Source organism: Fictibacillus nanhaiensis (assembly GCF_023715445.1).
Taxonomy (GTDB): domain Bacteria; phylum Bacillota; class Bacilli; order Bacillales; family Fictibacillaceae; genus Fictibacillus; species Fictibacillus nanhaiensis_D.
The window spans coordinates 36,941-58,527 of sequence record NZ_JAMBOD010000010.1 but is presented as its reverse complement, the minus strand read 5'-3'; the positions used below and the strand labels follow the sequence as shown (position 1 = coordinate 58,527).

The following is a 21,587-nucleotide window of genomic DNA, read 5'->3' as shown; positions in this document are numbered from 1 at the left end:
AAATCTCCTTCCTATACTATTTTCTCATTTTCGGATCAAGCGCATCACGCAATCCGTCCCCTAGCAAGTTAAAGCTGATCATCAAGATACACATGATGGATGCAGGATAGATCGCTAAGTGGGGATAGATACGCAATGATCTAAAACCGTCTGCAATCAAAGCACCTAGTGAAGCAGTCGGAGGTTGAATACCGAGACCGATAAAGCTTAGAAATGCTTCGAAGAAAATAGCTCCTGGAATTGTAAATGTGCTTGTTACAATAATTGCACCAAGTGTATTTGGCAATAAGTGTTTTGTAATTAAACGGCCGTTTGTTGAACCAAGTGTTTTTGATGCTAATACAAACTCTCGGTTTTTTAATGACAGGATCTGCGCACGTACGATACGGGACATTCCTATCCAACCGGTTATAACGAGCGCGAGTGTGATTGAGAGAATCCCTGGATCCAGTATGATAATAAACAAGATAATAACAACTAGATTCGGAATACCGACTAATACTTCTACTACACGCTGCATGGCGTCATCCACTCTGCCGCCATAAAAAGCAGAGATACCACCGTATGCAACACCAACGATCAAATCAATGGTTGCTGCTAAAAATGCGATATATAGAGAGATTTGTGTACCTTTCCAAACACGAACCCATTGATCACGTCCAAGTGGGTCAGTACCAAACCAAAATTTATCTTCAGCTGGTACATTCTTCATTTCATACTGATCTACACCACGAATATCTACTCCGTCTACTCCCAGGAATCCAATCTTCTCTAACCCTGGAATTTTAGGCGGTAAATTTGCACGCATTAGTTCTTGATCATCCATGCCATACTTACTTAAAGATGGTGCAATAAGTGAAAATACAATAATGAATACGATTGCAAAAAGCCCAAGCATTGCGGCTTTATTCTTCTTTAATCGTCTGAAAGCATCCTGCCAAAAGCTTAAGCTTGGCTTTGTAATTTCTTCGCCTTTACCTGTATCCAGATTTGCAGGGCGAAATAAATCAGGTGTTAGTTTTCTTTCTGACATACTCATTATGATTTACCTCCTGCAACACGAATACGAGGATCGATGATTCCATAAAGGATATCAACAACTAAAATAATTACTATGATTAAGAAACTATAGAATAAAGTAGTACCCATAATAACTGGATAGTCATTTAGATTGATACTCTTTACGAACTGTTCACCAATACCTGGTATCGCAAATATGTTTTCAATTACAAGGGAACCCGTTATTAGTCCGATTGCCATAGGTCCAAGTATAGTAATGATTGGAATCATACTGTTACGGACACAGTGTTTAATAATAACGGCTTGTTTGCTTATCCCTTTAGAACGTGCCATAAGAATATAATCTGTTCCTAATATTTCAAGCATTTCTGTACGCATAAAACGTGCCACTGTTGCAATTACTCCTACGGATAGAGAGAATGCTGGCATGATGTGATACTCAGGACCATTCCAGAATGCAACTGGAAGCCATCCAAGCTTTACACCAACGTAGTATTGCAAAAGTCCTGCAAAAACGAAGGACGGAATTGCTATCCCAAATACAGCCATGACCATTGCCCCATAATCGATAAACGAATTATGTTTAAGAGCGGCTGCGATCCCTAATATCAAGCCAACTAATGTTCCAAATACAAGTGCTTCAAACCCGACTGTAGCAGATGGGCCCATACCGTTTGCAATCATAGAATTCACGGTACGTCCATCAAACTGGAACGTATATCCTAAATCACCCTGTGCCAATTTCCCTAGATAATTAATATATTGAACAGGCACCGGGTCATTTAACCCGTATTTTTCGTTAAGTGCATAGCGCTGGGACTCAGTTAACTTCTCTTGGTTGTTAAAAGGAGAACCAGGTAATAATTTCATTAAAAAGAATGTAATCGTTGCAATGATCAGCAGTGTTAAGAACATGGCAAACACTCGCTTAGTAATATAGCGCAACATTACAAACACCTCCCCCAAATGTTTCAAGCCTTAATATTTTGAAATCTTTCTGTAATATCTATCTTAAGGGACAAAATATTTTATATCAATAGAAAATATTTTTTTTTCGACATTTTCTGATTTCTTTCATTTTCAAATAAATCATTCAAATAAATCATTTAAATAATCGTTTACAAGGCAAAAAAGAGAGTACATGTCAGGAACACATGTACTCTCCTGAGAAAAACTATTTACTATTTTTCAATAGATATTATTGTTTCCCTTCAATGTAAGCCCACTTGTAAGAAACATCAGCTCCGAATAAGTGATGAGCTAAGTCTTTTACATATGGCTTTTGAAGGCCAGTTACACCACGTTGGTATAATGGAGAGATCGCTTGGTCTTCGAAAAGAACTTTCTCAGCTTCAAGCATCATTTCCCAACGCTTCTGTTGATCTGTTTCTTTCTTAGCATCGTTGATTAACTTGTCATAATCAGGGTTAGAGTATCCCATTTGGTTATGAGCTCCATCAGTTACGAACATATCTAGGAACGTCATTGGATCTTGGTAGTCAGGACCCCAACCAGCATATGAGAAGTCATACTCACCTTTAGATTCAAGTTCTAGCTTTTGCTTAAATGGTTGTGCTTTAATGCTAACTTTGATTCCAGGAAGGTTCTTTTCAAGTTGGTTCTTGAAGAACTCACCCATTTTCTTAGCGCCATCAGAATCGTAGTTCAATAGCTCAAGTTCTAGAGACTCTTTGCCGAGTTCTTTTAGACCAGCAGCCCAAAGTTCTTTAGCTTTTTCTAAATCATAGCCACCGAAGTTGCCATTTGTTTTACGGAAGTCTTCTCCGTCTGGACCTGGAGTGAAGTCACCTGGTACTAGGTAGTAAGCAGGTGTAGATCCGTTATTAAGAAGTACATCTACCATTGATTGCTTGTCATATGCCATGTCGATCGCTTTACGGATGTTAGCGTTCTTAAGAGCTTCTGTTTTTTGGTTTAAACGCAGGAAGAATACTGAAGCTTCTCCACGAGTGTAAAGATCTTCGTGATCTTTGTATTGGTCAACATACTCCATGCTTAAACCAGTGATATCTGTTTGACCAGTTTCATACAGGTTTACGCTAGTTGCAACGTCTTTAACGATTTTTACGTTAATTTCGTCTAACTTCACGTTGTCTTTATCCCAGTAGTTATCGTTTTTCTTGTACTGCCATCCTTCGTTGTGTTTCCACTCGTTAAGTACGAAAGGACCGTTGTATAAAAGTGTGTTAGCTTCTAAAGCATATTTGTCTGCTTGCTTCTTAACAAACTCTTCTTTTTGCGGATAGAAAGTTGCGAATCCAGTAAGTCCTAAGAAATAAGGAGCTGGAGCTTCAAGAGTTACTTCTAGAGTTGATTCATCAACAGCTTTAACACCTAGCTCTTCTACTTTACCGAATAATGGGTCACCATCAGTTTGGATCGCGTTAGCGTTCTTTACAGGTCCCATGATGTAAGCATACTCAGAAAGAGTGTCTGGGTGTAATGCTTTTCTCCATGCATATACAAAGTCATTAGCAGTTACTTTAGATCCATCGCTCCATTTAGCGTTTGGATTTAAGTGGAAAGTATAAACTGTTCCATCTTCACTTAGATCGTGCTTTTCAGCAACACCTGGAGTAGGTTTGTTGTCTTTATCAAGACGGTATAAACCTTCCATTACGTTGTTCATTACTTCGAATGATACCGCGTCTGTTGCTTGTGAAGAGTCCATTGAAGGAATTTCTTCTCCATCAAGGATGTTAAGTACTTGCGGCTCAGCTGGTTTTTCTGTTGCTGGATCTTTACTGTCGTTGTCTCCTTCGCCAGCTTTGTTGTCTTTTTTGTCTCCGCCACTACAAGCAGCTAAGAACATGCTAAGAACAAGAACTAGCGTAAGAAGCAATGACCATTTTGACTTCTTCATGAGTCGACCTCCCCTTTTTATCCTGTTAATTTGTTAGCAGACGAAAGTCTCAAGAATTATCAGACATTTCTTCTACAAGTTCGATTATACAAGTTTTCAAACAATTGTGGAATTATTTTTTTTAAGAGTTTTACAAAAAGCCCATGATATTTACTTTTCCTTAACAAAAAATAGGTATAAAGACCTATAATGTGTAAGCTTCTATTTTCTGATAATTCTACAAATTTTACCAAAATTATATGTAAACTAGCATAAATATTACATTCTCGATTTCCTGTGTAGATAGACGAAGCCTCGTTTTGAATTATAATTCGTCAAGTTTATATTTCATTTGTTACAATGGGAGTATAGTCTGACGGCATATTTTGAATTTCGTGGTACATTTTTAGATGTTTATGGTGTATTTTTTACTACTTGGAGGCTTAATGAATGAAATCAAATATAAAAAGTATTCTAGTTATTTCAATGTTTCCTGTTATTATTGCTTTTATCCTAGCACTGGTTTCAACTGGACCTTTTACCCTTGAAAAATACGTAAATACTCTTTTTTACTTTGCAGTTTCTATTGCATTGATCGGTATTGCTTTATATGTAGTGAAAGGCGGGTTTTTTGACTTTTTTTCATACAGTTTTAAAAAAGTAGCAAAAGCTTTAACCAGAACGCCTGACATTCACGATGAAATATCCTTTAAAACCAACTTTCATTTATCTGAACGTGTAAACGTTTCTTATATGAAATCGTTCTTGTACAGCGGATTATTTCTAACATTTCTTTCAATCGCCGTTGCATATATTTTGTAATTTGTGTATACTACTAAAAAATAAAAGACTAATGCGATGATGAAGAAGAGTACATGATGAAAAACTTTCAGAGAGTCTGTGGCTGGTGAAAACAGACAGTGGATCATGATGGAATGGGCTTTTGAGCATTCTGACCGAACCTACTAGTAGGCTCAGACGTGTATATGTCCGCACGATATAAATGGACAGCGTATCGGTATATCCTGTACGTATTTGAGTGATTTTCATTTTATTTGAGAATTATAAGGGTGGCACCGCGGTCCATTCGTCCCTTGCATAAGGCGACGAGTGGGCCTTTTTATATTGATTTCAAAAGTAAAGGAGAGATGAATCATGTCTGTAATCTTTTCAGGCATACAGCCGAGCGGTAACTTAACCATCGGCAACTATATTGGAGCAATGAGGCATTTTGTCGAGCTTCAACATGAACACGAATGTTACTTTTGCGTAGTTAATCAGCACGCGATTACTGTAGCACAAGATCCAGCTGAGTTAAAAAGAAACAGCAGAAATTTAGCTGCTCTCTATCTCGCAGCAGGAATCGATCCTGAAAAATCTACCATTTTTATTCAATCGGAAGTTCCAGCGCATACAAAGATGGGATGGATGATGCAATGTGTCACATATATCGGTGAACTTGAACGCATGACACAGTTTAAAGACAAATCGTCTGGTAAAGAAGCTGTCTCAGCTGGACTTTTAACCTATCCCCCATTAATGGCGGCTGATATTCTTTTGTATAACACAGGCATCGTACCAGTTGGAGATGATCAAAAACAGCATTTAGAGCTCACACGTGATATCGCAGAGCGCTTCAATAAGAAATATCGGGAAGTCTTTGTTATTCCTGAGCCAAGAATCGCTTCAGAAGGTGCCAGAATCATGTCGCTTGTGGACCCTGAGAAAAAGATGAGCAAGTCAGATCCGAACCAGAATGCTTTCATTTCTATGCTGGATGATGAGTCTGTTATCTTGAAAAAAATCAAGCGAGCAACTACAGATTCTGATGGAATCGTTGCTTATGATAAGGAGAATAAGCCGGGTATTTCTAACTTACTTACGATTTACTCCCAACTTTCAGGAGAGTCCATCTCATCGTTAGTTGAGAAATATGAAGGTAAAGGCTACGGCGAATTTAAGCAAGATGTTGCAGACGTAATTATCCATACGTTAAAGCCTATCCAGGAACGTTATCAGGAGTATGTTGAGTCCTCTGAGCTAGATGACATCCTCGACCGAGGTGCAGAAAAAGCAAACCGTGTTGCGAACAAAACATTAAATAAAGCTGAACGTGCTATGGGATTAGCCCGCAAACGCATTTAATTTATTTATAAGGAGAGAATCTTGTAGTCAGCTTTGTGATTTAGAAAGCGCGTTTCTAAAGAATTTTTCTGTTGATTTGTTTTTTGTTTAGAATCTTCATTGACAAGTTGATTGGAGCGCAAGGTGCGAGACTCCTGCGGGAGCAGCGTGCCAGCTACCTGAGTATTCTTCTCGCAAGGCATGCGACGAGGAAGCACACTTCGGCAGAATTTTCCTATAGACGCAGGAGCAGCACTTCATATATCTTTCACCGCAGCTCACCTTACCCCCCGCGGAAAGCGAGCATCCTGGAACGGAAATCAACCACTTCTATAGCAAAGTTTGCGAAAATAGACTATAAAAACCAGCGGAATCTAAAATCCGCTGGTTTTTTTAATTTACATGAGTTCCGTTTTCGAGTTCCCAGATTTTTTCAAAGTATGGCTGTCCTTTTACTAACCTTTCACACATATCTAAATGCTGCTTCGACCAGCCGCTCTTTAACTCACAATATAAAGCTTCCCATGCTTCATCAAAATTCATTCGCTGAATTTTTCCGTATTGTTCTGGCATCCATTCTGTACACCAATATCTCATTTCGGCTACATTTTTTGTCGAATGCAATTGATCAAGAGCCATGAAGAGCAGCTGTTTTAACTGTCTTTCTTTACGTGTCAGGCCTCTCATGCTGTCAGGATTCGGTGACAAAATGTGGTATTCTTTACTCATTTGTTTTGCGCTGAACGCGTAGACTTTTGTTTCTGTTTGTTCAGCCATCTCAAACACGAGCTGTTCCTGTCTTGGAATGAGTCTGCTTTTTCTGATCGGAATTCTATAACCCATCGTATCTACAATCAGCGATTTTTTCTCATCTGTAATAATAAAACAATGCTCCAGCTGTACGCGCTGGTTATTTTTTCTTACATATGCTTTTTGATGAACTTCTTCTAATAAAGCATCTGGAAGGTCGTTTAAATCATTCTCAATGTAGTGAAACAGTGTCGATTCAATTTTAATAATGGGTACTTGATCCAACAGCTCTATGTAGTCATCTTTTCGCCATTCATGAAACTCACAAACGTTATAGCCATTCTCCTCTCCTTCAAACCAGTTGACCCAAACATCACGCAAGTATAACATTTGTACCCCTCACTTTTTTACCGATTTGTATTTAAAATCAGTATAGTCAGAGGTTGTCCTTTTTATTCTAAAATAAGGGAATTAACGTTTATGAAAAATAGAACCCCGATTCCTTGCGGGAAACGGGGTCAGCATACGTTATTCTTCTATTTTTTTAAATACTAGTGATGCATTATGACCGCCAAAACCTAATGAATTGCTTAGTACAGCTTTCACTTCTGCAGTTCTGGCTTTATTAGGTACATAATCAAGATCACACTCTTCATCAGGTGTTTCGTAATTGATTGTAGGAGGCAGAATTCCTTCTTGAATTGCTTTTACAGAGAAGATCGCCTCAATTCCTCCAGCAGCACCTAACAGATGTCCTGTCATTGATTTTGTTGAGCTTACAGGAATCTTATAAGCGTGATCGTTGAACACCGCTTTAATTGCTAATGTCTCGAACTTATCATTAAAGTCCGTGCTTGTTCCATGTGCATTAATGTAAGAAATGTCTTCAAGAGCAAGACCGCTGTCCTCAACAGCCTGTCTCATTGCTCGAGCACCACCTTCTCCCCCAGGAGCCGGCTGTGTGATATGGTAAGCATCGCCTGTTGCACCATAACCAACGATCTCAGCATAGATTTTAGCACCGCGTTTTTTCGCAAATTCGTATTCTTCAAGAATTAAAATCCCAGCGCCTTCCCCAATAATGAAACCGCTGCGGTTCTTATCAAATGGACGGCTTGCTGTATTTGGATCTGGATTTGTTGATAAAGCACCCGCCTGACAGAAACCAGCTAGCGCCATATCTGTTATAGGTGCTTCTGTCCCGCCTGTTACCATAACGTCAGCATCACCACGCTGAATAACCTTGAATGCATCTCCAATAGAGTTTGCGCCAGAAGCACATGCAGTTACCGTACATGAATTCATTCCTCTTGCTCCAATTGTGATAGAAACTTGGCCAGATGCCATATCAGGAATCATCATAGGAACAAAGAAAGGACTTACACGTCTTACACCCTTTTCTTCAAAAATACGAAACTGCTCTTCATGTGTATCCATTCCGCCGATACCAGAACCGATCCATACCCCAACGCGAGGTGCGATGTCTTCTGTGATCTCCAGATTAGCATCCTTTACGGCCATAAGTGATGCAGCAACCGCAAATTGGGTAAAACGGTCCATTCGGCGTGCGTCACGCTTATCCATAAATTCAGTTGGATCAAAGTCTGTAGCTTCCGCTGCTACTTTTACCGGAAACTTTTCAGCATTTCTTCTAGTAAGCGGTCCTACCCCGCTTTGTCCTTCAACAATCTTTTTCCATGTTTCTTCTACACTATTTCCAAGAGGAGTTACGGCTCCTAAACCAGTTACGACTACTCTTCTTTTCATTGTAAACCTACTCTCCTTTATGCAACATTGTTAGACTCAGATTATCTGCCCCAGCGAAGTGCAACAGCACCCCAGGTCAATCCTCCGCCAAAACCAACAAGTACGATTGTATGATCTTCTTTTATTTTACCATCTTTTAGTGCTTCTTTTAATGCCATCGGGATTGAGGCAGATGATGTATTGCCGAATCTGTCAATGGTCATGATCATTTTATCTTTCGGGAGTTCCAGTCTTTCTCTGGAAGCTTCCATGATTCTTATATTTGCCTGATGCGGGATCAAGAAGTCAACATCTTCCTTCGTTAATCCTGCTTTATGAACCACATTTAAAGACGTTTCTCCCATTTGTCTGACTGCAAATTTAAAAACTTCACGGCCGTTCATATGGATAAATTCATTTTGATAAAGATGTTTAGCGCCAGTTCCGTCAGAACCAAGTTCAAATGAAAGGATTCCTCTTCCTTCGCTTACTGCTGACATTACGGCTGCACCAGCACCATCACCAAACAATACAGCAGTATTTCTATCTTTCCAGTCTGTAATTTTGGATAGCTTTTCAGCCCCTATTACTAATACATTCTTATATGTTCCCGTTTCAATAAATTGTTTTGCAACAACAAGTCCGTAAATAAATCCTGCACATGCAGCACTAACATCCATAGCTACAGCATTTTTTGCTCCTAAATAATCCTGAAGCTGACAGGCAACTGATGGAAAGGGATTATCAGGTGTAACCGTTGCTACGACGATCATATCAATCTCTTCAGCTTTAACTCCTGCATCCTGCAATGCTTCTTCTGCAGCATGTCTTGCCATATGAGAAGTTTTCACAGATTCTTCTGCTATTCTGCGTTCTACGATTCCTGTACGAGTTCTAATCCACTCGTCACTTGTATCTACCATTTTTTCAAGGTCGGAGTTCGCCAGAATTTTTTCCGGGATATAACTGCCCATCCCTATGATTCCTGCATTCATAACATTACCCCTTTGGCTATAGTTTTAAATAATTTAATATCAAATATTATGACCTGGTACTAATTTTATGTTAATTCCAGCAATTTGTCTAGTTAAAGTTGTTTTCTTTCACCAATACAGGGCTTAGGGCATATCCTGTAATGAAGAAAAATGCAAGTTTGGTGAAATTGATATTAGGAGTGGTTCAAAATGCACAATCCTCAACATCAACAGCAGCACATGTATCCTCCGCAGTTTCCTGGACGTTTTCCGATGGGTCATGGCCAGCACCAGCAGCATCATCACATGCAGCAAGGCATCCCTCCTCAAGGTTTTGGCGGACATGGATTTAGAGGAATGCCTGTACCGTTTCAGCAGCCATTACCGCCGCGCCCATTTTTACATTCCTTTAGAACGCAGGAAGGATCCCTGGATTACAATAAGATTTTTGCCGTTATCGATCAATCTGTAAAAGTAGCACAACAGATATCACCAATCTTCTCTGCGTTTAAGAAGAAGTAAAAAAAGCCAACCCGCTCAGGTTGGCTTTTTGCTTGCTTCTATTATATGTTCTCTTCTTTTCCAAGCTCATATGCATCATTCATAACGTTCATTAAAAGCTGAAGCATAGGCTGTATGTCTTCCATTCCGAGCTCAATCCCTTTTTTCTCTAAAAAAGCTTTCGCTTCAGGAAGATGAGACATCGCGATCTGCATAAATTTCATGTTAAGTTCGTTGTTCATTTTTAAGTTAGCCTCCTCTACTTATGTAAAATGGGCATTTTCTAAATTAAAACCCTTATCTATTATAAAGAAAAAACGGTTGAGGAGAAACTTTTTCTTATTCTCTCGAATTTCAAATTAAAAAAGAGGTGAACCTGCATCAGATGCGTCATGATTCACCCTTGAAATTTAAATTTCATTCGATTTAGGCTTCGATTTCTTATTTTTAAAATGCATGATCTGTTTTTGGATCCCTTCTTTAATCTTAGTCTTAGCACGGAATCCTAACTCTAATTCTGCTTTTTCACCTTTAATGCGCATTTTTCTTTTCTCAGTAAAGGATAGTTTATCCGCTTTTAATTCGGTCAGCCCTTCAAGCCAATGGTTTTGTTTTCCGCTTGTAATATTATATATTTCATTCTTGGCTGATGATTTCCCAGCTAAAAAAAGAGCTTCTGCAGCATCTTCTACAAATAATACATCCTCAGTAACGGAGTCTTTTAAAATTGAGTCTTGTTTTTGGTCTTCTATAGATATTACCTGCTGATACGTATGGTGCTCAGGCTGCCCTGGTCCGTATACAGTCGGAAGCCGCATGATGACAAAAGGGAAGTCATTCTGTTCTGCTAACTGTTTTATCATATTTTCCTCAGTTAATTTAATTAGACCAAATAGTGATTCAGGATTTTTGGGAGAATTCTCTAAAACCTCTCCTTGTCTTTTTCCATAGACATCATAAGAAGATACATGTATCAGCTTCGTTTGCTGATTAGCAAAGGAAGCGACCTTTTTCAACATTGAAACATGCCTTTGTACTTCATCTTCTATATTCGCCCATGGTGCTGTTGGTTTTATTGAACAAGCGAGGTGGAAAATAACATCGCAATCTTTTGTGTGCGGCTGCAGATCTGCTTCGTCTATACCGTAAGGAAGATATTTAAACCCTGCATGACGGGCTATATAATCGATCCGGTCTGGTGACTCTGCCCTATCAATTCCAACCACATCAACTTCTTCATCCAACAACCGGCTGCACAAATGAAAACCGATAAACCCTGCTGCTCCTGTAACAATTGCCTTTTTCATGTATGAGCCTCCAGTTTCATTTTTCTCTTATTATTATCCTATGGGAATAAAGGAGAGAATACGATACTTTTTTGCACATAAAAACCCCATTGCGATTTTTATGGATCACAATGAGGTCATATCACTTTTTCATTTTCTCTAAAGAATTCCCTGAATGCCCTTGCTGGATTGAAGGTGTTTTCCGGAACCTGGATCAGAAGAGATATGGGAGCGTTAATCTCAAGCCTTCTTTTTTCATATGGGCGGCTGTGATCCCTAAAATTAAAGGATACCCCTCTTGCTGCATGCCATATTTTCACTGGTGTCTTCGCTTTTAAATCTTTTGTCTCAAAGAAGCGATCGATTAGAAACGGGACTTCCATTTCTTCTACGTGGTAGGCTGAACCAATCTCCCGCACCAGTCTTTTAAAGAACAGCCTGTTTTGTCTTTCATGATTAAAGTGATGCTTTAAATCAATACAAGGATTAATAAAAAGAGCAGAGCGTATTTGAGATTCCATTTCTTCCATCAAGCGCAGTGCTACTAAAGTTCCCATACCTTCTGCGATAAGATGTATGTTTGGATTTAAGATTTCATGCTTCATAACATAGTGATACAGTCTTTTTGCAAGCGTTACAGCTTGTGGACTTCCCCAATGCCGTCCGTAAAGGTTCGAATAGAAGATGGTATAGCCTTGTTCTTTGAGGGATTGAATTAGATGGGCGCGTTCTGTGCTCTGTTTCCAAAGACTGGTATAAGCGTCAACGTAATGGCTGCAGTCTCCGATGATCATGACGGCAAAACCATTCGGCCGCTGCGGCAGATGGATGATATTCCATTGGTTGTCTATTTGGAAAGTGCGTTTATCGATACTCACATTTCTCCCCTCGCATTAGCTTTTCTTAACTAATGTATGCAAAGGAAAAATTTTAGCCAAAGTTATCAGCCTAAGTTTTAAGAATTGAGTTCTTTTTTCAGCTGTTCAAGAGTCTCTTTGCCTTCCGTGGTAAGATTTTTCTCGTCTTGTTCCTCCAACGCCTTAAGTTCCTCCCACTTTTGATCCACGTTTAACCCTCCTCAATAAAAAGTTCAAAGTGATCTTAGTGATGGTTTATGTATTTGTTTCTTTATTTAGACACACAATCCTGTTAAGCTTGAACATTTTATGAAAATTTTTGATATTTCTTTCATTACTCGCTATAAAAATTAATAAAGAATCTTTTCCTTTGAGTCATCTTTTGTTACTATACAGAAGGGTAAAGAATTCGTTTGCATAAAGAGGTGAATGTAGCATGCGTTATATTTGGACGTTAATTTGGTCTTTATTATTAAGTAATATGATTTTTTATGTACTGGTTTCTATGCAAGGCGGAACATTCGATTTTGTAAAAGCATCAATCTTCGGAGTAGTATTTACAGTTGTAATATCAGTTCTAGGTGAATTATTGCCATCAAAAAGCGAAGAGATATAAGATGAAAACCCGGCGGGATGCCGGGTTTTTGTTATGTGGCACTTTAATAAACCATAACTTGTCAATTGATGATTGATGACCGACGCTGCAAACAAGTTTAGGAATAATGTATATGTTCATTAAGACTGAAGCATAAGACATTACATCAGCCAAGTTTCCCTTATGGTTTTCTTTTATATGTCCATACACGATTATGGTTTGTTGTTTCCGGAAAGCGGTCACCTGCTGACAAATGAATTTGCCGAGGGTCATTTACCATGCTTCCTGTCTCACCAATTTCAACATAAATGCCGTTATTAGGCGCTTTTTGACCGTGTGTAAAGTGTTTATGCTGCCCCATTTGATGAACCTCCTTTCTTTTATAGGTTACCCGCGGAAAGTTTGATAACACTTGCTAAAAAAAAGAAAAGTTTTATCTCCAGCAGCTATTTAGTTAAAATGCCCCTGAAACTCCTGTAACAGCCTGAAGCGGAAACATGCACCTGTAGATCTGATAACCCGCTACACTGTATTGTGCTTCAGAATCAGCATTTCGCATCTGCCTTGGCTGATTTTCTACATATGGTATAGCGAAATAAACATTTTGCTGATCTACGTATTCAATAAATCCCGTATACGTCATGCCGTCGATCAGCATTAGCTGTACATGCTGATTTCTATTTTTCATACATGATTTATATATTTTTTTAAATGGAGATCTATTTATACCGAGTGCTGATTGTATGGGATTTTGTCCTCCATATTGATGTGGTTGTGGATACATAATACGCCCTCCTTTTAACCCATCCTATTCAAAGAAAAAGAAGTTGGTTCAATATCTAGGCTTTTCTCAAATTAAAGAAGGAATTGAGAAAATCATGGAGAAAGGAGTTGCGAGAAAAGGATCCGCTTTTCCGCGTATTAAAAAATCCAATCGATTAATTAGAAGGAGAAAATAGTGATGCAGGAGCTAATTGGTCAATGTGATTTATGCAAAAGGGAGCTTTATTGTATGGATGGTTTTTTTCAGGGGGAAATGGACAGCACAGGTAAGTTATTTTGTTATTCATGTTATATAGAAGAAAAAAAGGAATCTGACGAAAAATAATCGTCAAATTCCACATTACAATCAACCACCGCTTACAGGAGGAATAAATGCAACTGTATCCCCGTCTTTTACTTCATCTGTTAGTCCTACGTATTCTTCATTTAATGCAATAAGTGCGGTTTCTAGTCCTTTAAGCTCTCCTATTTTAACTTGAAGTTTGCTTCTAATCTGTTCGACTGAAACTGGATCGTTTATATCCAGTGATACTTTTTGTGTACCTGCTTGTTGTGCAAGGCTTGCAAACAGCAAAATTTGTACCATCTATTACTCAACCCCCTCAGGATGACCTAATGGGTAGCTTTCTGTGCCTTTCTGATTGCCGACCCACTCTTCTCCATCTGTATAATGTTCCTTTTTCCAAATTGGTACGATTTCTTTAATTCTTTCGATCGCATACCTGCTAGCTTCAAAAGCATCCTGTCTATGAGGTGTTGAAACAGCTATCGTAACAGCGGTATCTGAAATCTGAAGTGTTCCGATACGGTGAGTAATCGCTGTTTTGGCATCTGGCCATTTCACCTTTATCTCCTCACCTATTTTTTCGAGCTGCTTTTCTGCCATTGGCACATATGCTTCATATTCCAGATAGCGAGTCTTTTTTTCATCAGTCATTTCACGAACAGTTCCAATAAAAACGGATACCGCTCCTGAGTTATGATGAATCACTTTATCGATTACGTCCTGGTTATTTATTGGTTCACTGGTAATATTATAAAGTTTCATGATAAGCTCTCTCCTCATCAGCTCGTCTTGCTAAGTAATCCAATAAGTAATCCACCCATTGATCTTCTTCATCCCGTAAAAAGTTCGGAGCGTTTTGATTGGGGGATATATGTTCTATACTTATTACTGCTATTGTATCTTTTGAGTTCTCGATTAATTTTTTGTCTTTCTTATCCCGGCAGAGTACAACTCGAGGATATTGAATCGTTTTGTAGCCTTCAATTAGAATGCATTCTATACCGAGTACTTTATATAGTTCAATTCCTTTTTCAAGTGAGAGTTCGTGTTCTGTTGATAATACACTGCCCGCTGAAGAAGAAATTCCTGTAATAAATGCCCCTGCATTTCTATGACTTTCAGTATCTTTACCTGAATCGTTCAGTGCTGGTTTTTCGTTATGTCCATGATGTTTTAAAACACCCGTCTTTACACCTCTTTTAGAAAGTTGCTCGAGCAATTTAGTAATTACGGTTGTTTTTCCGCTGTTTTGATAGCCGACGACTTGGAGAACAATGGGGAATCCCATGGCCATTCACTCCCTTCGCCATTCCACGTTAGTACACCAACCTCACTGCCCTTTTCCCAGCCTCTTGTTCCACCCGGCAGTACAATAAGTGAATTTGCTGCCAGAAGTGATGAAACCGATCCGGACTTATCAAGCCCTGCAGGAGTTACCGAATTCATATTAATTCCTTCAGTTAAAACCGCTCTTACAAATCGAGTAAACGGATTTGGTTTTGGGAAGTCAGCCCCAAGTTCTGCTTTAAGTATTTGACAATGAGGTTTTTTCACCTTCATACCTGATAAAATAACTGGTCTTACAAATAGCTCGCAGCCAACAAAGCAAGCTGAAGGATTTCCAGACAGTCCAAAGAGCCACTTCCCTTGGTGAACAGCAACAGTTGTTACGCTTCCTGGTCTCATGGCTATTTTATTGAATAAGACTTCTGCACCTAACTTTTCATAGATAGCAGGCAGATAGTCATAATCCCCAACTGATACACCACCGGTTGTAATCACTATATCAGAATCGGCCAGACATTCGGATACGTTCTCGTATAGAGAATCAAAATTATCTTCCCGATGCTGGTACAATTTAACCGCAGCTCCCATCGCTTTAACTTGAGCAGCTACCATATACGCATTGCTGTTCCTGATTTTCCCTGGCTGCAATGGCTCATTAACATCCAGCAGTTCAGTGCCAGTGGAAAGAATGCCAACAACTGGCTTTTTAAAGACGGATACAGTATGATGACCAAAAGTTGCTAGTACAGCAATCATACCGGGTGTTATTACCGTTCCAGCTTTAGCCAGAACTGTTCCTTCTTTTGTATCCTCACCTTTAAATGAAATATTATCATTCGGCTTTAACGTCCGTTTTATTTGGATAAAAGATTTTCCATCAACATCTATTTCTTTTACAAGTTCCAGCATGATCACAGCGTCCGCACCTTCAGGGATCTTTGCCCCCGTCATGATCCTGATTGCATTTCCGCTTGAAAGTTTATTCGCTGCGACTTGACCTGCACCAATTGTTTCTATGACCTGGAGTTTAATCGGGCTATTTTCGGATGCGTCCAAAGTATCTTCAGAATGAACAGCAAATCCATCATAGGGAGAGCGATCGAACGGCGGCACATCATGTGATGCTATTAAATGATTTGCTAATATTCGATTATCACATTCAGTTATAGGAACTTCTTCCGTTTCCCAAACACAGGTGCGGCTCATAATGCTTTTTACTGCTTCTGATACAGGTATAGGTGTTCTTTTTGTAACAGGCAAAATGATACCTCCTATAAATTTTCTGAAAATAAAGATTTTTCAGTTTACTTTTCATTTTAAATTTGTTATGATTTTTTTAAATTACAGAAAGGATGTTGATCGAATGAAGGTTTCTTATGAATATTACCACCGAAGCGGCAATAAAGTAACCATTACCGACATCCCAGAAGAATTTAATGAAAAGGGTGTTTGGACACTCCGCATCATGCATTCCTTACAAAAGCAAATTGATGAAATTGACCATATGTACCAGCCAAAAAGAACATATCGCCTAAAACTGGAAGAAACGGGGTAATTACTACACCGTTTCTTTTTTTGCTTTTATATTTTGAGAGATCCATTCAACTGCATTTAAATAAGCATGACGTGACACTTTATGTCCCGACGTTTTGTCATTCATATACACAGATCTTGGGTTATTTTCAGTAAGGGTCTGAACATAAGGTTTTGCAAATTCATATGGAATCACAGTATCAACTTCACTATGCCAGATAAATAAAGGACGGTTATTTAATTTATCCTGATTTTGAATAAGGTCATAGTTACGGATTTCAGCATATGACTGTTCCATATCTTCTATTGAAAATGGCAGTTCATGGCCAGCCTTTTCAATTCTTTCGATCTGCCATCTCGCAAATTCCTCATGAGACGGTGTTCCCATTAAAGCACATCCGGCGTTAATTTTAGGATTGTTAACGAGCGATCCATATGTAATTATGGCTCCCATCGATGTTCCCCCGACAGCTATCTCATCGTTTGAAATAAATGTATTTTCATCTGCCCAGTTAATAATTGTATCAACATCCTGAATGCCTTGATAAACAATGTTCCAAAAATCGTAATCCATACTTCTAGGCGGATTAGCAGTTGTACGTTCACCATGGTGAAGAGCATCCGGCAAGATCACTCGAAGACCTCTTTCAGCTAAAGTATATGCAAAATGTAAATTGTGTTCTTTTGCGCTGGTATATCCATGTATAAAAATAAAGAGCGGTAGCGGAACTCCTCTGTTTTCTTCCTTTTCAGCCATTAAAAAAGGAATATCCTCAACCGTTCCTTTTTGAATCGAAACCATCTATATCTCCTCTTTCTCTTTTTTTCCATCTTATCACGAGACAAGTTCTTTTTTCATGAATGAAGATCTGTATGAATAGACTTTTTTAAGTGAAAATAATACACTTTGAGTAAAGCAAAATAAAAAGGCAGGTACTTTTGTGACACAACCATACTTAATTGCACTTGATCTTGATGGAACATTATTGACAGATGATAAAAAGATTCCCCTTAAGACGAAGGAACTTTTATTTAAGCTGATCGAAAGAGGTCATCACGTTTGTATTTCCACGGGAAGACCATTCCGCTCATCAAACATGTATTACGAAGAGCTTGGTTTAAAAACACCGATTGTCAATTTTAATGGGGCCTTTGTTCATCATCCCCATGATGCAGCATTCGGTATTCATCATTCCCCTTTGGAGCTAGATGTAGCGCAAAGAATCATTCAGGCATGTGAGAGCTTTAAGGTGAAAAACATCATGGTAGAAGTGTTAGATGATGTGTATCTAAGAAAGCACGATGAAGTAATCGTCAATACTTTTTTAATGAATGAAAACCCGCTTCAAATCGGAGATCTACAAAAAACATTAACGGCTGATCCCACTGCTATCCTTGTTCATCCGGAAGACCATCATTTAGCCGAACTCAGGTCCATGCTGGAAAAAGAACACGCGGAGGTTATAGATCAAAGAGTCTGGGCTGCACCATGGAACATCATTGAGGTCATTCGTGCTGGAATAAACAAAGCACACGGACTGAAAAAAGTCGCAGCGTATTATAACATTCCACAAGAAAGAATCATTGCTTTCGGTGACGAGGATAATGATTTTGAGATGATTGAATATGCCGGACACGGAGTGGCAATGGGAAATGCAATCGATGAACTTAAAGAACGGGCAAATTATGTAACGCTTACAAATGAAGAAGAAGGAATTGCACATTATTTAAAAAACGTACTTGACCTCGTATGATTATTTTTTAAGCCTCTGGATTTAGCCAGAGGTTTTTATTTTTCCATTTCTTTTTCCAAACATATTCAGTTTCTGCTTACATAATGTACTCCTCACGGTTAAAACTAATCATACGGGAGAAAAGGAGGTTATTTAAAATGAGTAAAAAAAGCCGTTCAAAACGAACGATAAAACAAGGTGCTGACATGGTTAGCCAGGAAACAACAATGGCCTTCAGCAAAAATGAACAGGAAGACCGTAAGCGTGAAAAAGAAGAAAGAAATTCTTTAGGAGGCATTTAACCATGGCAAATAAATTATTTCAGGTAGCAAGAAATGCAGTACAGCAAGCTGTAGGAAGAATTCAAAATGCAGCGAATGAGATGAACAACAATCAGATGATGAACAACCAAACTACACACACGAACCTATCTGGTCATGATAGGGAAGTGGCACAAAATGCTATCTCTTCTGCGATGGCGAATTCATCTGATGCTGAACGCGCTCAGCTTGCTGAACTTCAGCAGGAACTTGATTCCCATTCAAATCATTTACAAAATGCTCAGGCAGGACAGCCTTCTTCTTTCTCTCAAGCGGCTGGTATGAGTCTTAAAGATGCACAAAATCTTTTAGAGGACGGCCAGGATCAAAATAAACTTCAATAACACCAGACAGCTTTCTCTTTTTATGGAGAAAGCTGTTTTTTCGGGAATGTTATGCCGGTTAATGTATGTATTTTTCTTAATACCAGTTCACTTAACTCTTCATATCCGTTCTTATTAAAATGCAGTCCATCCTCTACTACATATTGTTCTATATCTTTTTCACTTAGTGTTTCAAATAAAGGTACGTAAGCAGTCCCCTCGTGTTTTGCTACCTTTTTAACGGTTTTGGCATATGTTTTCATTCTTTCATTCGTTCTTGCTTTTTGGGCTTCTTCAAAAACAGGTGCCGGACTGATCAAGATTACTTTTTTTGCACCTATTTTGTTAACCATGTACGTCAGATTTTTTTCATACTCTTTTAAAGGAATGAGTCTGTGATCGCTAGAATCATTAGTTCCGAACAAAATGGTTACAAAGTCGGGCTGATGTCTTAACACATCATCTTGCAGCCTGACGAGAGCCGCCCTTGTTGTTTCCGCGGGTATACCAGCATTCATGACTACCCACTCTGTCAGTTCTTGTCTAAGGCGGGAAGTTAGTCTTAACGAGCCATCTTCACTTTTTTCCTTAGAAGTGATGCTGTCCCCAAAACAAACAAGAGTCTTCATTCCCACTCATCTCCTTATATTTATCTGTTTTTAAATTATTCGAAAGAAATTTCCATTTATCAAACGTCATAGTTCCAATAAATTTGTTATAATGTGTTATGTTATGTTTAACTATTGAATGTTTTATGATTATTGTGGGGGCATTTTATGAAAATATATCGTGTAACGAATGAGGCAGAATCCCATATTATCGAAGAGATCGCACATCTTTTTATCCAGCAGCGCACTATGGACGGAGAACCTGAAGAGCATTCCCGGACACTAGCGGGCGTTAAGCTTGCTTTGGAAAATCCGGACAAGAGCGGAATAATTGTTGCTCAAGAGGAAGACTCTATTATCGGACTTGCCTTTTTTAATTTGGGTATCAGCATTCGTATTGGCGGTCCTTATCTATGGCTCAATGAGCTTTATGTACATGAAGATTACCGGAATAAAGGGATTGCCCGCAAACTGCTCCTCCATTTGATCTATTGGGCTGAACGGGACGGAATTAAATCAATTGAACTCGAAACAGGAATCAACAACTCTGTAACGAAGCATTTGTATAACTCGCTTGATTTTCATGATATCATCTCTAAGAGATACGCATTTAATTTTTAAAAAGAAGGAGTGTTCATAATGGCTATTGAATTTTCGATCCAGCCTACACCAAACCCAAACGCAATTAAGTTTGATGCTTCAGAAAAGTTTTTAGAAGGTAGACTGTCTGCCCGAGTTGGTGACGAAACTGATTCACCGCTTGCAAAAGCACTTCTTTCAATCGATGGTGTGGAGTCCATTTTCGGCTTTGAAAACTTTATCACTGTTAATAAAACAAACGACAGTGACTGGAATCAGCTTATGCCTGAAATTGAAAAAGCATTAAACGAGAATGCTTAATATGTAAAAAGCGAAACCAGCCTAAGTTTGATGATGGCTGGTTTTTGATTTTTTGGAGTATAGCGCACGTTTAACGAATCATTAGTGTCGCTGGGCGAGTATAAATTCTCGCGGACGAGCATAAATCTCCACGAACGAGCATAAATCCCCGCAGACGAGCATAAATCTCCACGAACGAGCATAAATTCCCGCGGGCGAGCATAAATCTCCGCAGACGAGCATAAATCTTCCCGGGCGAGCATTAATCCTTGCCTCAAATGTAGTTTCCACTCATTTTTATTTAAAAGTCTCCAACGGAACAGCCAGAATGTCCGTTTTCTCCCCGTCTTTTGGGCTAAAGTAGAACAGTTCAAGCATTAATGTGCCATTGATCGGCAAGTCTTCTTCCGGAATCTTTATTTCGAACGAAAAAGGTGCCCATGCTGGTGCTCGTTCTGAAGTTTGTTCATGCTTTTCAACAAAAACTTCATGCCCGTCAGAAACAGAGTATGCAAATGAAGCTTCAAAAACTTTAGCCTCTCCAGAAACCTTATATTCACCATCATTTCCCGTAAAATGAATGTTTCGAAATGAATTATTCTTTAAATCCCCCAACCCTGATTGCAAGGTAAGGATTTCGGTAACAGACAGATTTTCAGTTTTGATTGTACCTGGTGAAACGTTGCTCGGGTTAAACGTGGCTTTCACCTTATATATTCCAGCCTTTCTGTCCTCAGGTGATAGCTTCCAAAACGCTTTCCATAAATGGCTAGCTCCTGCGTTGATCTGTATCTTCTCTGTATCCTGATTATAGTTTTTACCCTTTGAGTGACGATACTTATCGTTCCCCGCTGTATCTGTAACCGTAATATCAAACATTTTTGAGCTGTTGAATGTCAATGTAACCGTATGATTACTTTGGTTTTCTAATGCAATTAAAAAGTGGATCCCATCGTTCTTCTGTTGTACGGATAAAACGGGATTTAGCTGAGCGCTTATACTTCCTTCCTTTTTATCTTTCTTCTCTTGATCTTTGCTGCAGGCAGAAATGAGAGAAAACAAAAGAATAAATGCTATAAAAATAAGAAAAAGCCGTTTTGATAATTGCCCCAAACAAAT

At 38.9% G+C, this 21,587-nt stretch carries 29 protein-coding genes and 1 other annotated feature; of the genes, 11 read left to right on the top strand and 18 right to left on the bottom strand.

Annotated features, from left to right (window positions below; genetic code table 11):
* Positions 1-16: 16 nt before the first annotated feature.
* From opp3C to M3196_RS19275, 3 genes are all read right to left on the bottom strand, one after another.
* A complete protein-coding gene (gene opp3C, locus M3196_RS19285; protein WP_251323971.1) occupies positions 17-1,039 on the bottom strand; it encodes an oligopeptide ABC transporter permease in 1,023 nt (340 codons plus the stop codon).
* Positions 1,039-1,968, bottom strand: a complete 930-nt coding sequence (gene opp3b / locus M3196_RS19280) for an oligopeptide ABC transporter permease (protein WP_077361701.1) — start codon at positions 1,966-1,968, stop codon at positions 1,039-1,041. The genes opp3C and opp3b overlap by 1 nt, the downstream gene beginning before the upstream one ends.
* 250 nt (positions 1,969-2,218) lie before the next feature.
* Positions 2,219-3,904, bottom strand: a complete 1,686-nt coding sequence (locus tag M3196_RS19275; protein ID WP_251323970.1) for a peptide ABC transporter substrate-binding protein — start codon at positions 3,902-3,904, stop codon at positions 2,219-2,221.
* 429 nt (positions 3,905-4,333) lie between these two features.
* Between M3196_RS19275 and M3196_RS19270 the strand changes: the two genes are divergently transcribed.
* The gene (locus M3196_RS19270; protein WP_251323969.1) at positions 4,334-4,705 is read left to right on the top strand and encodes a DUF3899 domain-containing protein; all 372 of its coding nucleotides are present in this window, start codon (positions 4,334-4,336) and stop codon (positions 4,703-4,705) included.
* Between the two features lie 27 nt (positions 4,706-4,732).
* Positions 4,733-4,981, top strand: a binding site (T-box leader).
* Positions 4,982-5,038: 57 nt separating this feature from the next.
* A complete protein-coding gene (gene trpS / locus M3196_RS19265; RefSeq protein ID WP_251323968.1) occupies positions 5,039-6,028 on the top strand; it encodes a tryptophan--tRNA ligase in 990 nt (329 codons plus the stop codon).
* A 372-nt stretch (positions 6,029-6,400) separates the two neighbouring features.
* Here trpS and M3196_RS19260 read toward each other — a convergent pair whose 3' ends face one another.
* From M3196_RS19260 to M3196_RS19250, 3 genes are all read right to left on the bottom strand, one after another.
* A complete protein-coding gene (locus tag M3196_RS19260) occupies positions 6,401-7,147 on the bottom strand; it encodes a YjbA family protein (RefSeq protein WP_251323967.1) in 747 nt (248 codons plus the stop codon).
* A 138-nt stretch (positions 7,148-7,285) separates the two neighbouring features.
* Complete coding sequence (gene fabF, locus M3196_RS19255) at positions 7,286-8,524, bottom strand: beta-ketoacyl-ACP synthase II (protein WP_251323966.1); 1,239 nt, start codon at positions 8,522-8,524, stop codon at positions 7,286-7,288.
* A gap of 41 nt (positions 8,525-8,565) precedes the next feature.
* On the bottom strand, positions 8,566-9,498 hold the full coding sequence (locus M3196_RS19250) for a beta-ketoacyl-ACP synthase III (RefSeq protein WP_251323965.1): 933 nt from the start codon (positions 9,496-9,498) through the stop codon (positions 8,566-8,568).
* A gap of 189 nt (positions 9,499-9,687) precedes the next feature.
* On the opposite strand from M3196_RS19250, the gene M3196_RS19245 reads away from it, so the two are divergent.
* Entirely contained in the window at positions 9,688-9,999 is a 312-nt protein-coding gene (locus M3196_RS19245; RefSeq protein WP_251323964.1) for a YppG family protein, read from the top strand.
* A gap of 41 nt (positions 10,000-10,040) precedes the next feature.
* On the opposite strand, the gene M3196_RS19240 is transcribed toward M3196_RS19245, so the two are convergent.
* The 3 genes from M3196_RS19240 to M3196_RS19230 form a co-directional block, all read right to left on the bottom strand.
* A complete protein-coding gene (locus M3196_RS19240) occupies positions 10,041-10,220 on the bottom strand; it encodes a ComZ family protein (protein WP_251323963.1) in 180 nt (59 codons plus the stop codon).
* Between the two features lie 168 nt (positions 10,221-10,388).
* Positions 10,389-11,285: an NAD-dependent epimerase/dehydratase family protein gene (locus tag M3196_RS19235; RefSeq protein WP_251323962.1), complete on the bottom strand. Its 897-nt coding sequence runs from the start codon at positions 11,283-11,285 to the stop codon at positions 10,389-10,391.
* 116 nt (positions 11,286-11,401) lie between these two features.
* Positions 11,402-12,142 (bottom strand): alpha/beta hydrolase, encoded by a 741-nt coding sequence (locus tag M3196_RS19230; protein WP_251323961.1) that lies wholly within the window; start codon positions 12,140-12,142, stop codon positions 11,402-11,404.
* Positions 12,143-12,557: 415 nt separating this feature from the next.
* Here M3196_RS19230 and M3196_RS19225 point away from each other — a divergent pair, with 415 nt between their 5' ends.
* Positions 12,558-12,737, top strand: a complete 180-nt coding sequence (locus tag M3196_RS19225; protein WP_251323960.1) for a YjzD family protein — start codon at positions 12,558-12,560, stop codon at positions 12,735-12,737.
* Between the two features lie 160 nt (positions 12,738-12,897).
* Here the strand turns inward: M3196_RS19225 and M3196_RS19220 are convergent, their stop codons facing one another.
* Positions 12,898-13,077, bottom strand: a complete 180-nt coding sequence (locus M3196_RS19220) for a YjzC family protein (RefSeq protein WP_251323959.1) — start codon at positions 13,075-13,077, stop codon at positions 12,898-12,900.
* 93 nt (positions 13,078-13,170) lie between these two features.
* The gene (locus tag M3196_RS19215) at positions 13,171-13,500 is read right to left on the bottom strand and encodes a hypothetical protein (protein ID WP_251323958.1); all 330 of its coding nucleotides are present in this window, start codon (positions 13,498-13,500) and stop codon (positions 13,171-13,173) included.
* A 177-nt stretch (positions 13,501-13,677) separates the two neighbouring features.
* Here M3196_RS19215 and M3196_RS19210 point away from each other — a divergent pair, with 177 nt between their 5' ends.
* Positions 13,678-13,824, top strand: a complete 147-nt coding sequence (locus M3196_RS19210) for a hypothetical protein (RefSeq protein ID WP_251323957.1) — start codon at positions 13,678-13,680, stop codon at positions 13,822-13,824.
* A gap of 21 nt (positions 13,825-13,845) precedes the next feature.
* On the opposite strand, the gene M3196_RS19205 is transcribed toward M3196_RS19210, so the two are convergent.
* From M3196_RS19205 to M3196_RS19190, 4 genes are read right to left on the bottom strand one after another with little or no spacing between them, the layout of a single operon-like run.
* Entirely contained in the window at positions 13,846-14,085 is a 240-nt protein-coding gene (locus M3196_RS19205) for a MoaD/ThiS family protein (RefSeq protein ID WP_251323956.1), read from the bottom strand.
* A 3-nt stretch (positions 14,086-14,088) separates the two neighbouring features.
* Positions 14,089-14,547, bottom strand: coding sequence for a molybdenum cofactor biosynthesis protein MoaE (locus tag M3196_RS19200; protein WP_251323955.1), 459 nt, complete (start codon positions 14,545-14,547; stop codon positions 14,089-14,091).
* Positions 14,534-15,073 carry a molybdopterin-guanine dinucleotide biosynthesis protein B gene (mobB, locus tag M3196_RS19195; protein ID WP_251323954.1) on the bottom strand — a complete coding sequence of 180 codons (540 nt, stop codon included), beginning with the start codon at positions 15,071-15,073 and terminating at the stop codon, positions 14,534-14,536. Before mobB ends, M3196_RS19200 begins: the two co-directional genes overlap by 14 nt.
* Entirely contained in the window at positions 15,013-16,332 is a 1,320-nt protein-coding gene (locus M3196_RS19190; RefSeq protein WP_276531447.1) for a molybdopterin molybdotransferase MoeA, read from the bottom strand. The genes mobB and M3196_RS19190 overlap by 61 nt, the downstream gene beginning before the upstream one ends.
* Before the next feature lie 103 nt (positions 16,333-16,435).
* Between M3196_RS19190 and M3196_RS19185 the strand changes: the two genes are divergently transcribed.
* Complete coding sequence (locus M3196_RS19185) at positions 16,436-16,627, top strand: hypothetical protein (RefSeq protein ID WP_077361738.1); 192 nt, start codon at positions 16,436-16,438, stop codon at positions 16,625-16,627.
* 3 nt (positions 16,628-16,630) lie between these two features.
* On the opposite strand, the gene M3196_RS19180 is transcribed toward M3196_RS19185, so the two are convergent.
* Positions 16,631-17,407 carry a prolyl oligopeptidase family serine peptidase gene (locus M3196_RS19180; protein ID WP_251323953.1) on the bottom strand — a complete coding sequence of 259 codons (777 nt, stop codon included), beginning with the start codon at positions 17,405-17,407 and terminating at the stop codon, positions 16,631-16,633.
* 139 nt (positions 17,408-17,546) lie between these two features.
* Between M3196_RS19180 and M3196_RS19175 the strand changes: the two genes are divergently transcribed.
* The 3 genes from M3196_RS19175 (at position 17,547) to M3196_RS22275 (ending at position 19,002) form a co-directional block, all read left to right on the top strand.
* Positions 17,547-18,359 carry a Cof-type HAD-IIB family hydrolase gene (locus M3196_RS19175; RefSeq protein WP_251323952.1) on the top strand — a complete coding sequence of 271 codons (813 nt, stop codon included), beginning with the start codon at positions 17,547-17,549 and terminating at the stop codon, positions 18,357-18,359.
* A gap of 137 nt (positions 18,360-18,496) precedes the next feature.
* Positions 18,497-18,640: a hypothetical protein gene (locus M3196_RS19170; RefSeq protein WP_156774253.1), complete on the top strand. Its 144-nt coding sequence runs from the start codon at positions 18,497-18,499 to the stop codon at positions 18,638-18,640.
* Positions 18,641-18,642: 2 nt separating this feature from the next.
* Positions 18,643-19,002: a DUF3813 domain-containing protein gene (locus M3196_RS22275; protein WP_425311034.1), complete on the top strand. Its 360-nt coding sequence runs from the start codon at positions 18,643-18,645 to the stop codon at positions 19,000-19,002.
* Positions 19,003-19,022: 20 nt separating this feature from the next.
* On the opposite strand, the gene M3196_RS19160 is transcribed toward M3196_RS22275, so the two are convergent.
* Positions 19,023-19,610 (bottom strand): GDSL-type esterase/lipase family protein, encoded by a 588-nt coding sequence (locus M3196_RS19160; protein ID WP_251323951.1) that lies wholly within the window; start codon positions 19,608-19,610, stop codon positions 19,023-19,025.
* A 147-nt stretch (positions 19,611-19,757) separates the two neighbouring features.
* Here M3196_RS19160 and M3196_RS19155 point away from each other — a divergent pair, with 147 nt between their 5' ends.
* Together M3196_RS19155 and M3196_RS19150 are read left to right on the top strand one after the other, a co-directional pair.
* Complete coding sequence (locus M3196_RS19155; protein ID WP_251323950.1) at positions 19,758-20,210, top strand: GNAT family N-acetyltransferase; 453 nt, start codon at positions 19,758-19,760, stop codon at positions 20,208-20,210.
* Between the two features lie 18 nt (positions 20,211-20,228).
* On the top strand, positions 20,229-20,489 hold the full coding sequence (locus M3196_RS19150; protein ID WP_251323949.1) for a NifU N-terminal domain-containing protein: 261 nt from the start codon (positions 20,229-20,231) through the stop codon (positions 20,487-20,489).
* 276 nt (positions 20,490-20,765) lie between these two features.
* On the opposite strand, the gene M3196_RS19145 is transcribed toward M3196_RS19150, so the two are convergent.
* On the bottom strand, positions 20,766-21,581 hold the full coding sequence (locus tag M3196_RS19145; protein WP_251323948.1) for a BsuPI-related putative proteinase inhibitor: 816 nt from the start codon (positions 21,579-21,581) through the stop codon (positions 20,766-20,768).
* Between the last annotated feature and the right edge of the window lie 6 nt (positions 21,582-21,587).

Coding starts and splice junctions, on each gene's coding strand:
- M3196_RS19200 (WP_251323955.1), bottom strand. CDS start 14,547: ATGAAACTTTATAATATTACCAGTGAACCAATAAATAACCAGGACGTA.
- M3196_RS19210 (WP_251323957.1), top strand. CDS start 13,678: ATGCAGGAGCTAATTGGTCAATGTGATTTATGCAAAAGGGAGCTTTAT.
- M3196_RS19155 (WP_251323950.1), top strand. CDS start 19,758: ATGAAAATATATCGTGTAACGAATGAGGCAGAATCCCATATTATCGAA.
- M3196_RS19235 (WP_251323962.1), bottom strand. CDS start 11,285: ATGAAAAAGGCAATTGTTACAGGAGCAGCAGGGTTTATCGGTTTTCAT.
- M3196_RS19250 (WP_251323965.1), bottom strand. CDS start 9,498: ATGAATGCAGGAATCATAGGGATGGGCAGTTATATCCCGGAAAAAATT.
- M3196_RS19270 (WP_251323969.1), top strand. CDS start 4,334: ATGAAATCAAATATAAAAAGTATTCTAGTTATTTCAATGTTTCCTGTT.
- M3196_RS19260 (WP_251323967.1), bottom strand. CDS start 7,147: ATGTTATACTTGCGTGATGTTTGGGTCAACTGGTTTGAAGGAGAGGAG.
- M3196_RS19220 (WP_251323959.1), bottom strand. CDS start 13,077: ATGGGGCAGCATAAACACTTTACACACGGTCAAAAAGCGCCTAATAAC.
- M3196_RS19240 (WP_251323963.1), bottom strand. CDS start 10,220: ATGAACAACGAACTTAACATGAAATTTATGCAGATCGCGATGTCTCAT.
- M3196_RS19245 (WP_251323964.1), top strand. CDS start 9,688: ATGCACAATCCTCAACATCAACAGCAGCACATGTATCCTCCGCAGTTT.
- M3196_RS19225 (WP_251323960.1), top strand. CDS start 12,558: ATGCGTTATATTTGGACGTTAATTTGGTCTTTATTATTAAGTAATATG.
- opp3b (WP_077361701.1), bottom strand. CDS start 1,968: ATGTTGCGCTATATTACTAAGCGAGTGTTTGCCATGTTCTTAACACTG.
- M3196_RS19215 (WP_251323958.1), bottom strand. CDS start 13,500: ATGTATCCACAACCACATCAATATGGAGGACAAAATCCCATACAATCA.
- M3196_RS19185 (WP_077361738.1), top strand. CDS start 16,436: ATGAAGGTTTCTTATGAATATTACCACCGAAGCGGCAATAAAGTAACC.
- M3196_RS19205 (WP_251323956.1), bottom strand. CDS start 14,085: ATGGTACAAATTTTGCTGTTTGCAAGCCTTGCACAACAAGCAGGTACA.
- mobB (WP_251323954.1), bottom strand. CDS start 15,073: ATGGGATTCCCCATTGTTCTCCAAGTCGTCGGCTATCAAAACAGCGGA.
- M3196_RS19150 (WP_251323949.1), top strand. CDS start 20,229: ATGGCTATTGAATTTTCGATCCAGCCTACACCAAACCCAAACGCAATT.
- M3196_RS22275 (WP_425311034.1), top strand. CDS start 18,643: ATGGCAAATAAATTATTTCAGGTAGCAAGAAATGCAGTACAGCAAGCT.
- fabF (WP_251323966.1), bottom strand. CDS start 8,524: ATGAAAAGAAGAGTAGTCGTAACTGGTTTAGGAGCCGTAACTCCTCTT.
- trpS (WP_251323968.1), top strand. CDS start 5,039: ATGTCTGTAATCTTTTCAGGCATACAGCCGAGCGGTAACTTAACCATC.
- M3196_RS19170 (WP_156774253.1), top strand. CDS start 18,497: ATGAGTAAAAAAAGCCGTTCAAAACGAACGATAAAACAAGGTGCTGAC.
- M3196_RS19180 (WP_251323953.1), bottom strand. CDS start 17,407: ATGGTTTCGATTCAAAAAGGAACGGTTGAGGATATTCCTTTTTTAATG.
- M3196_RS19275 (WP_251323970.1), bottom strand. CDS start 3,904: ATGAAGAAGTCAAAATGGTCATTGCTTCTTACGCTAGTTCTTGTTCTT.
- opp3C (WP_251323971.1), bottom strand. CDS start 1,039: ATGAGTATGTCAGAAAGAAAACTAACACCTGATTTATTTCGCCCTGCA.
- M3196_RS19160 (WP_251323951.1), bottom strand. CDS start 19,610: ATGAAGACTCTTGTTTGTTTTGGGGACAGCATCACTTCTAAGGAAAAA.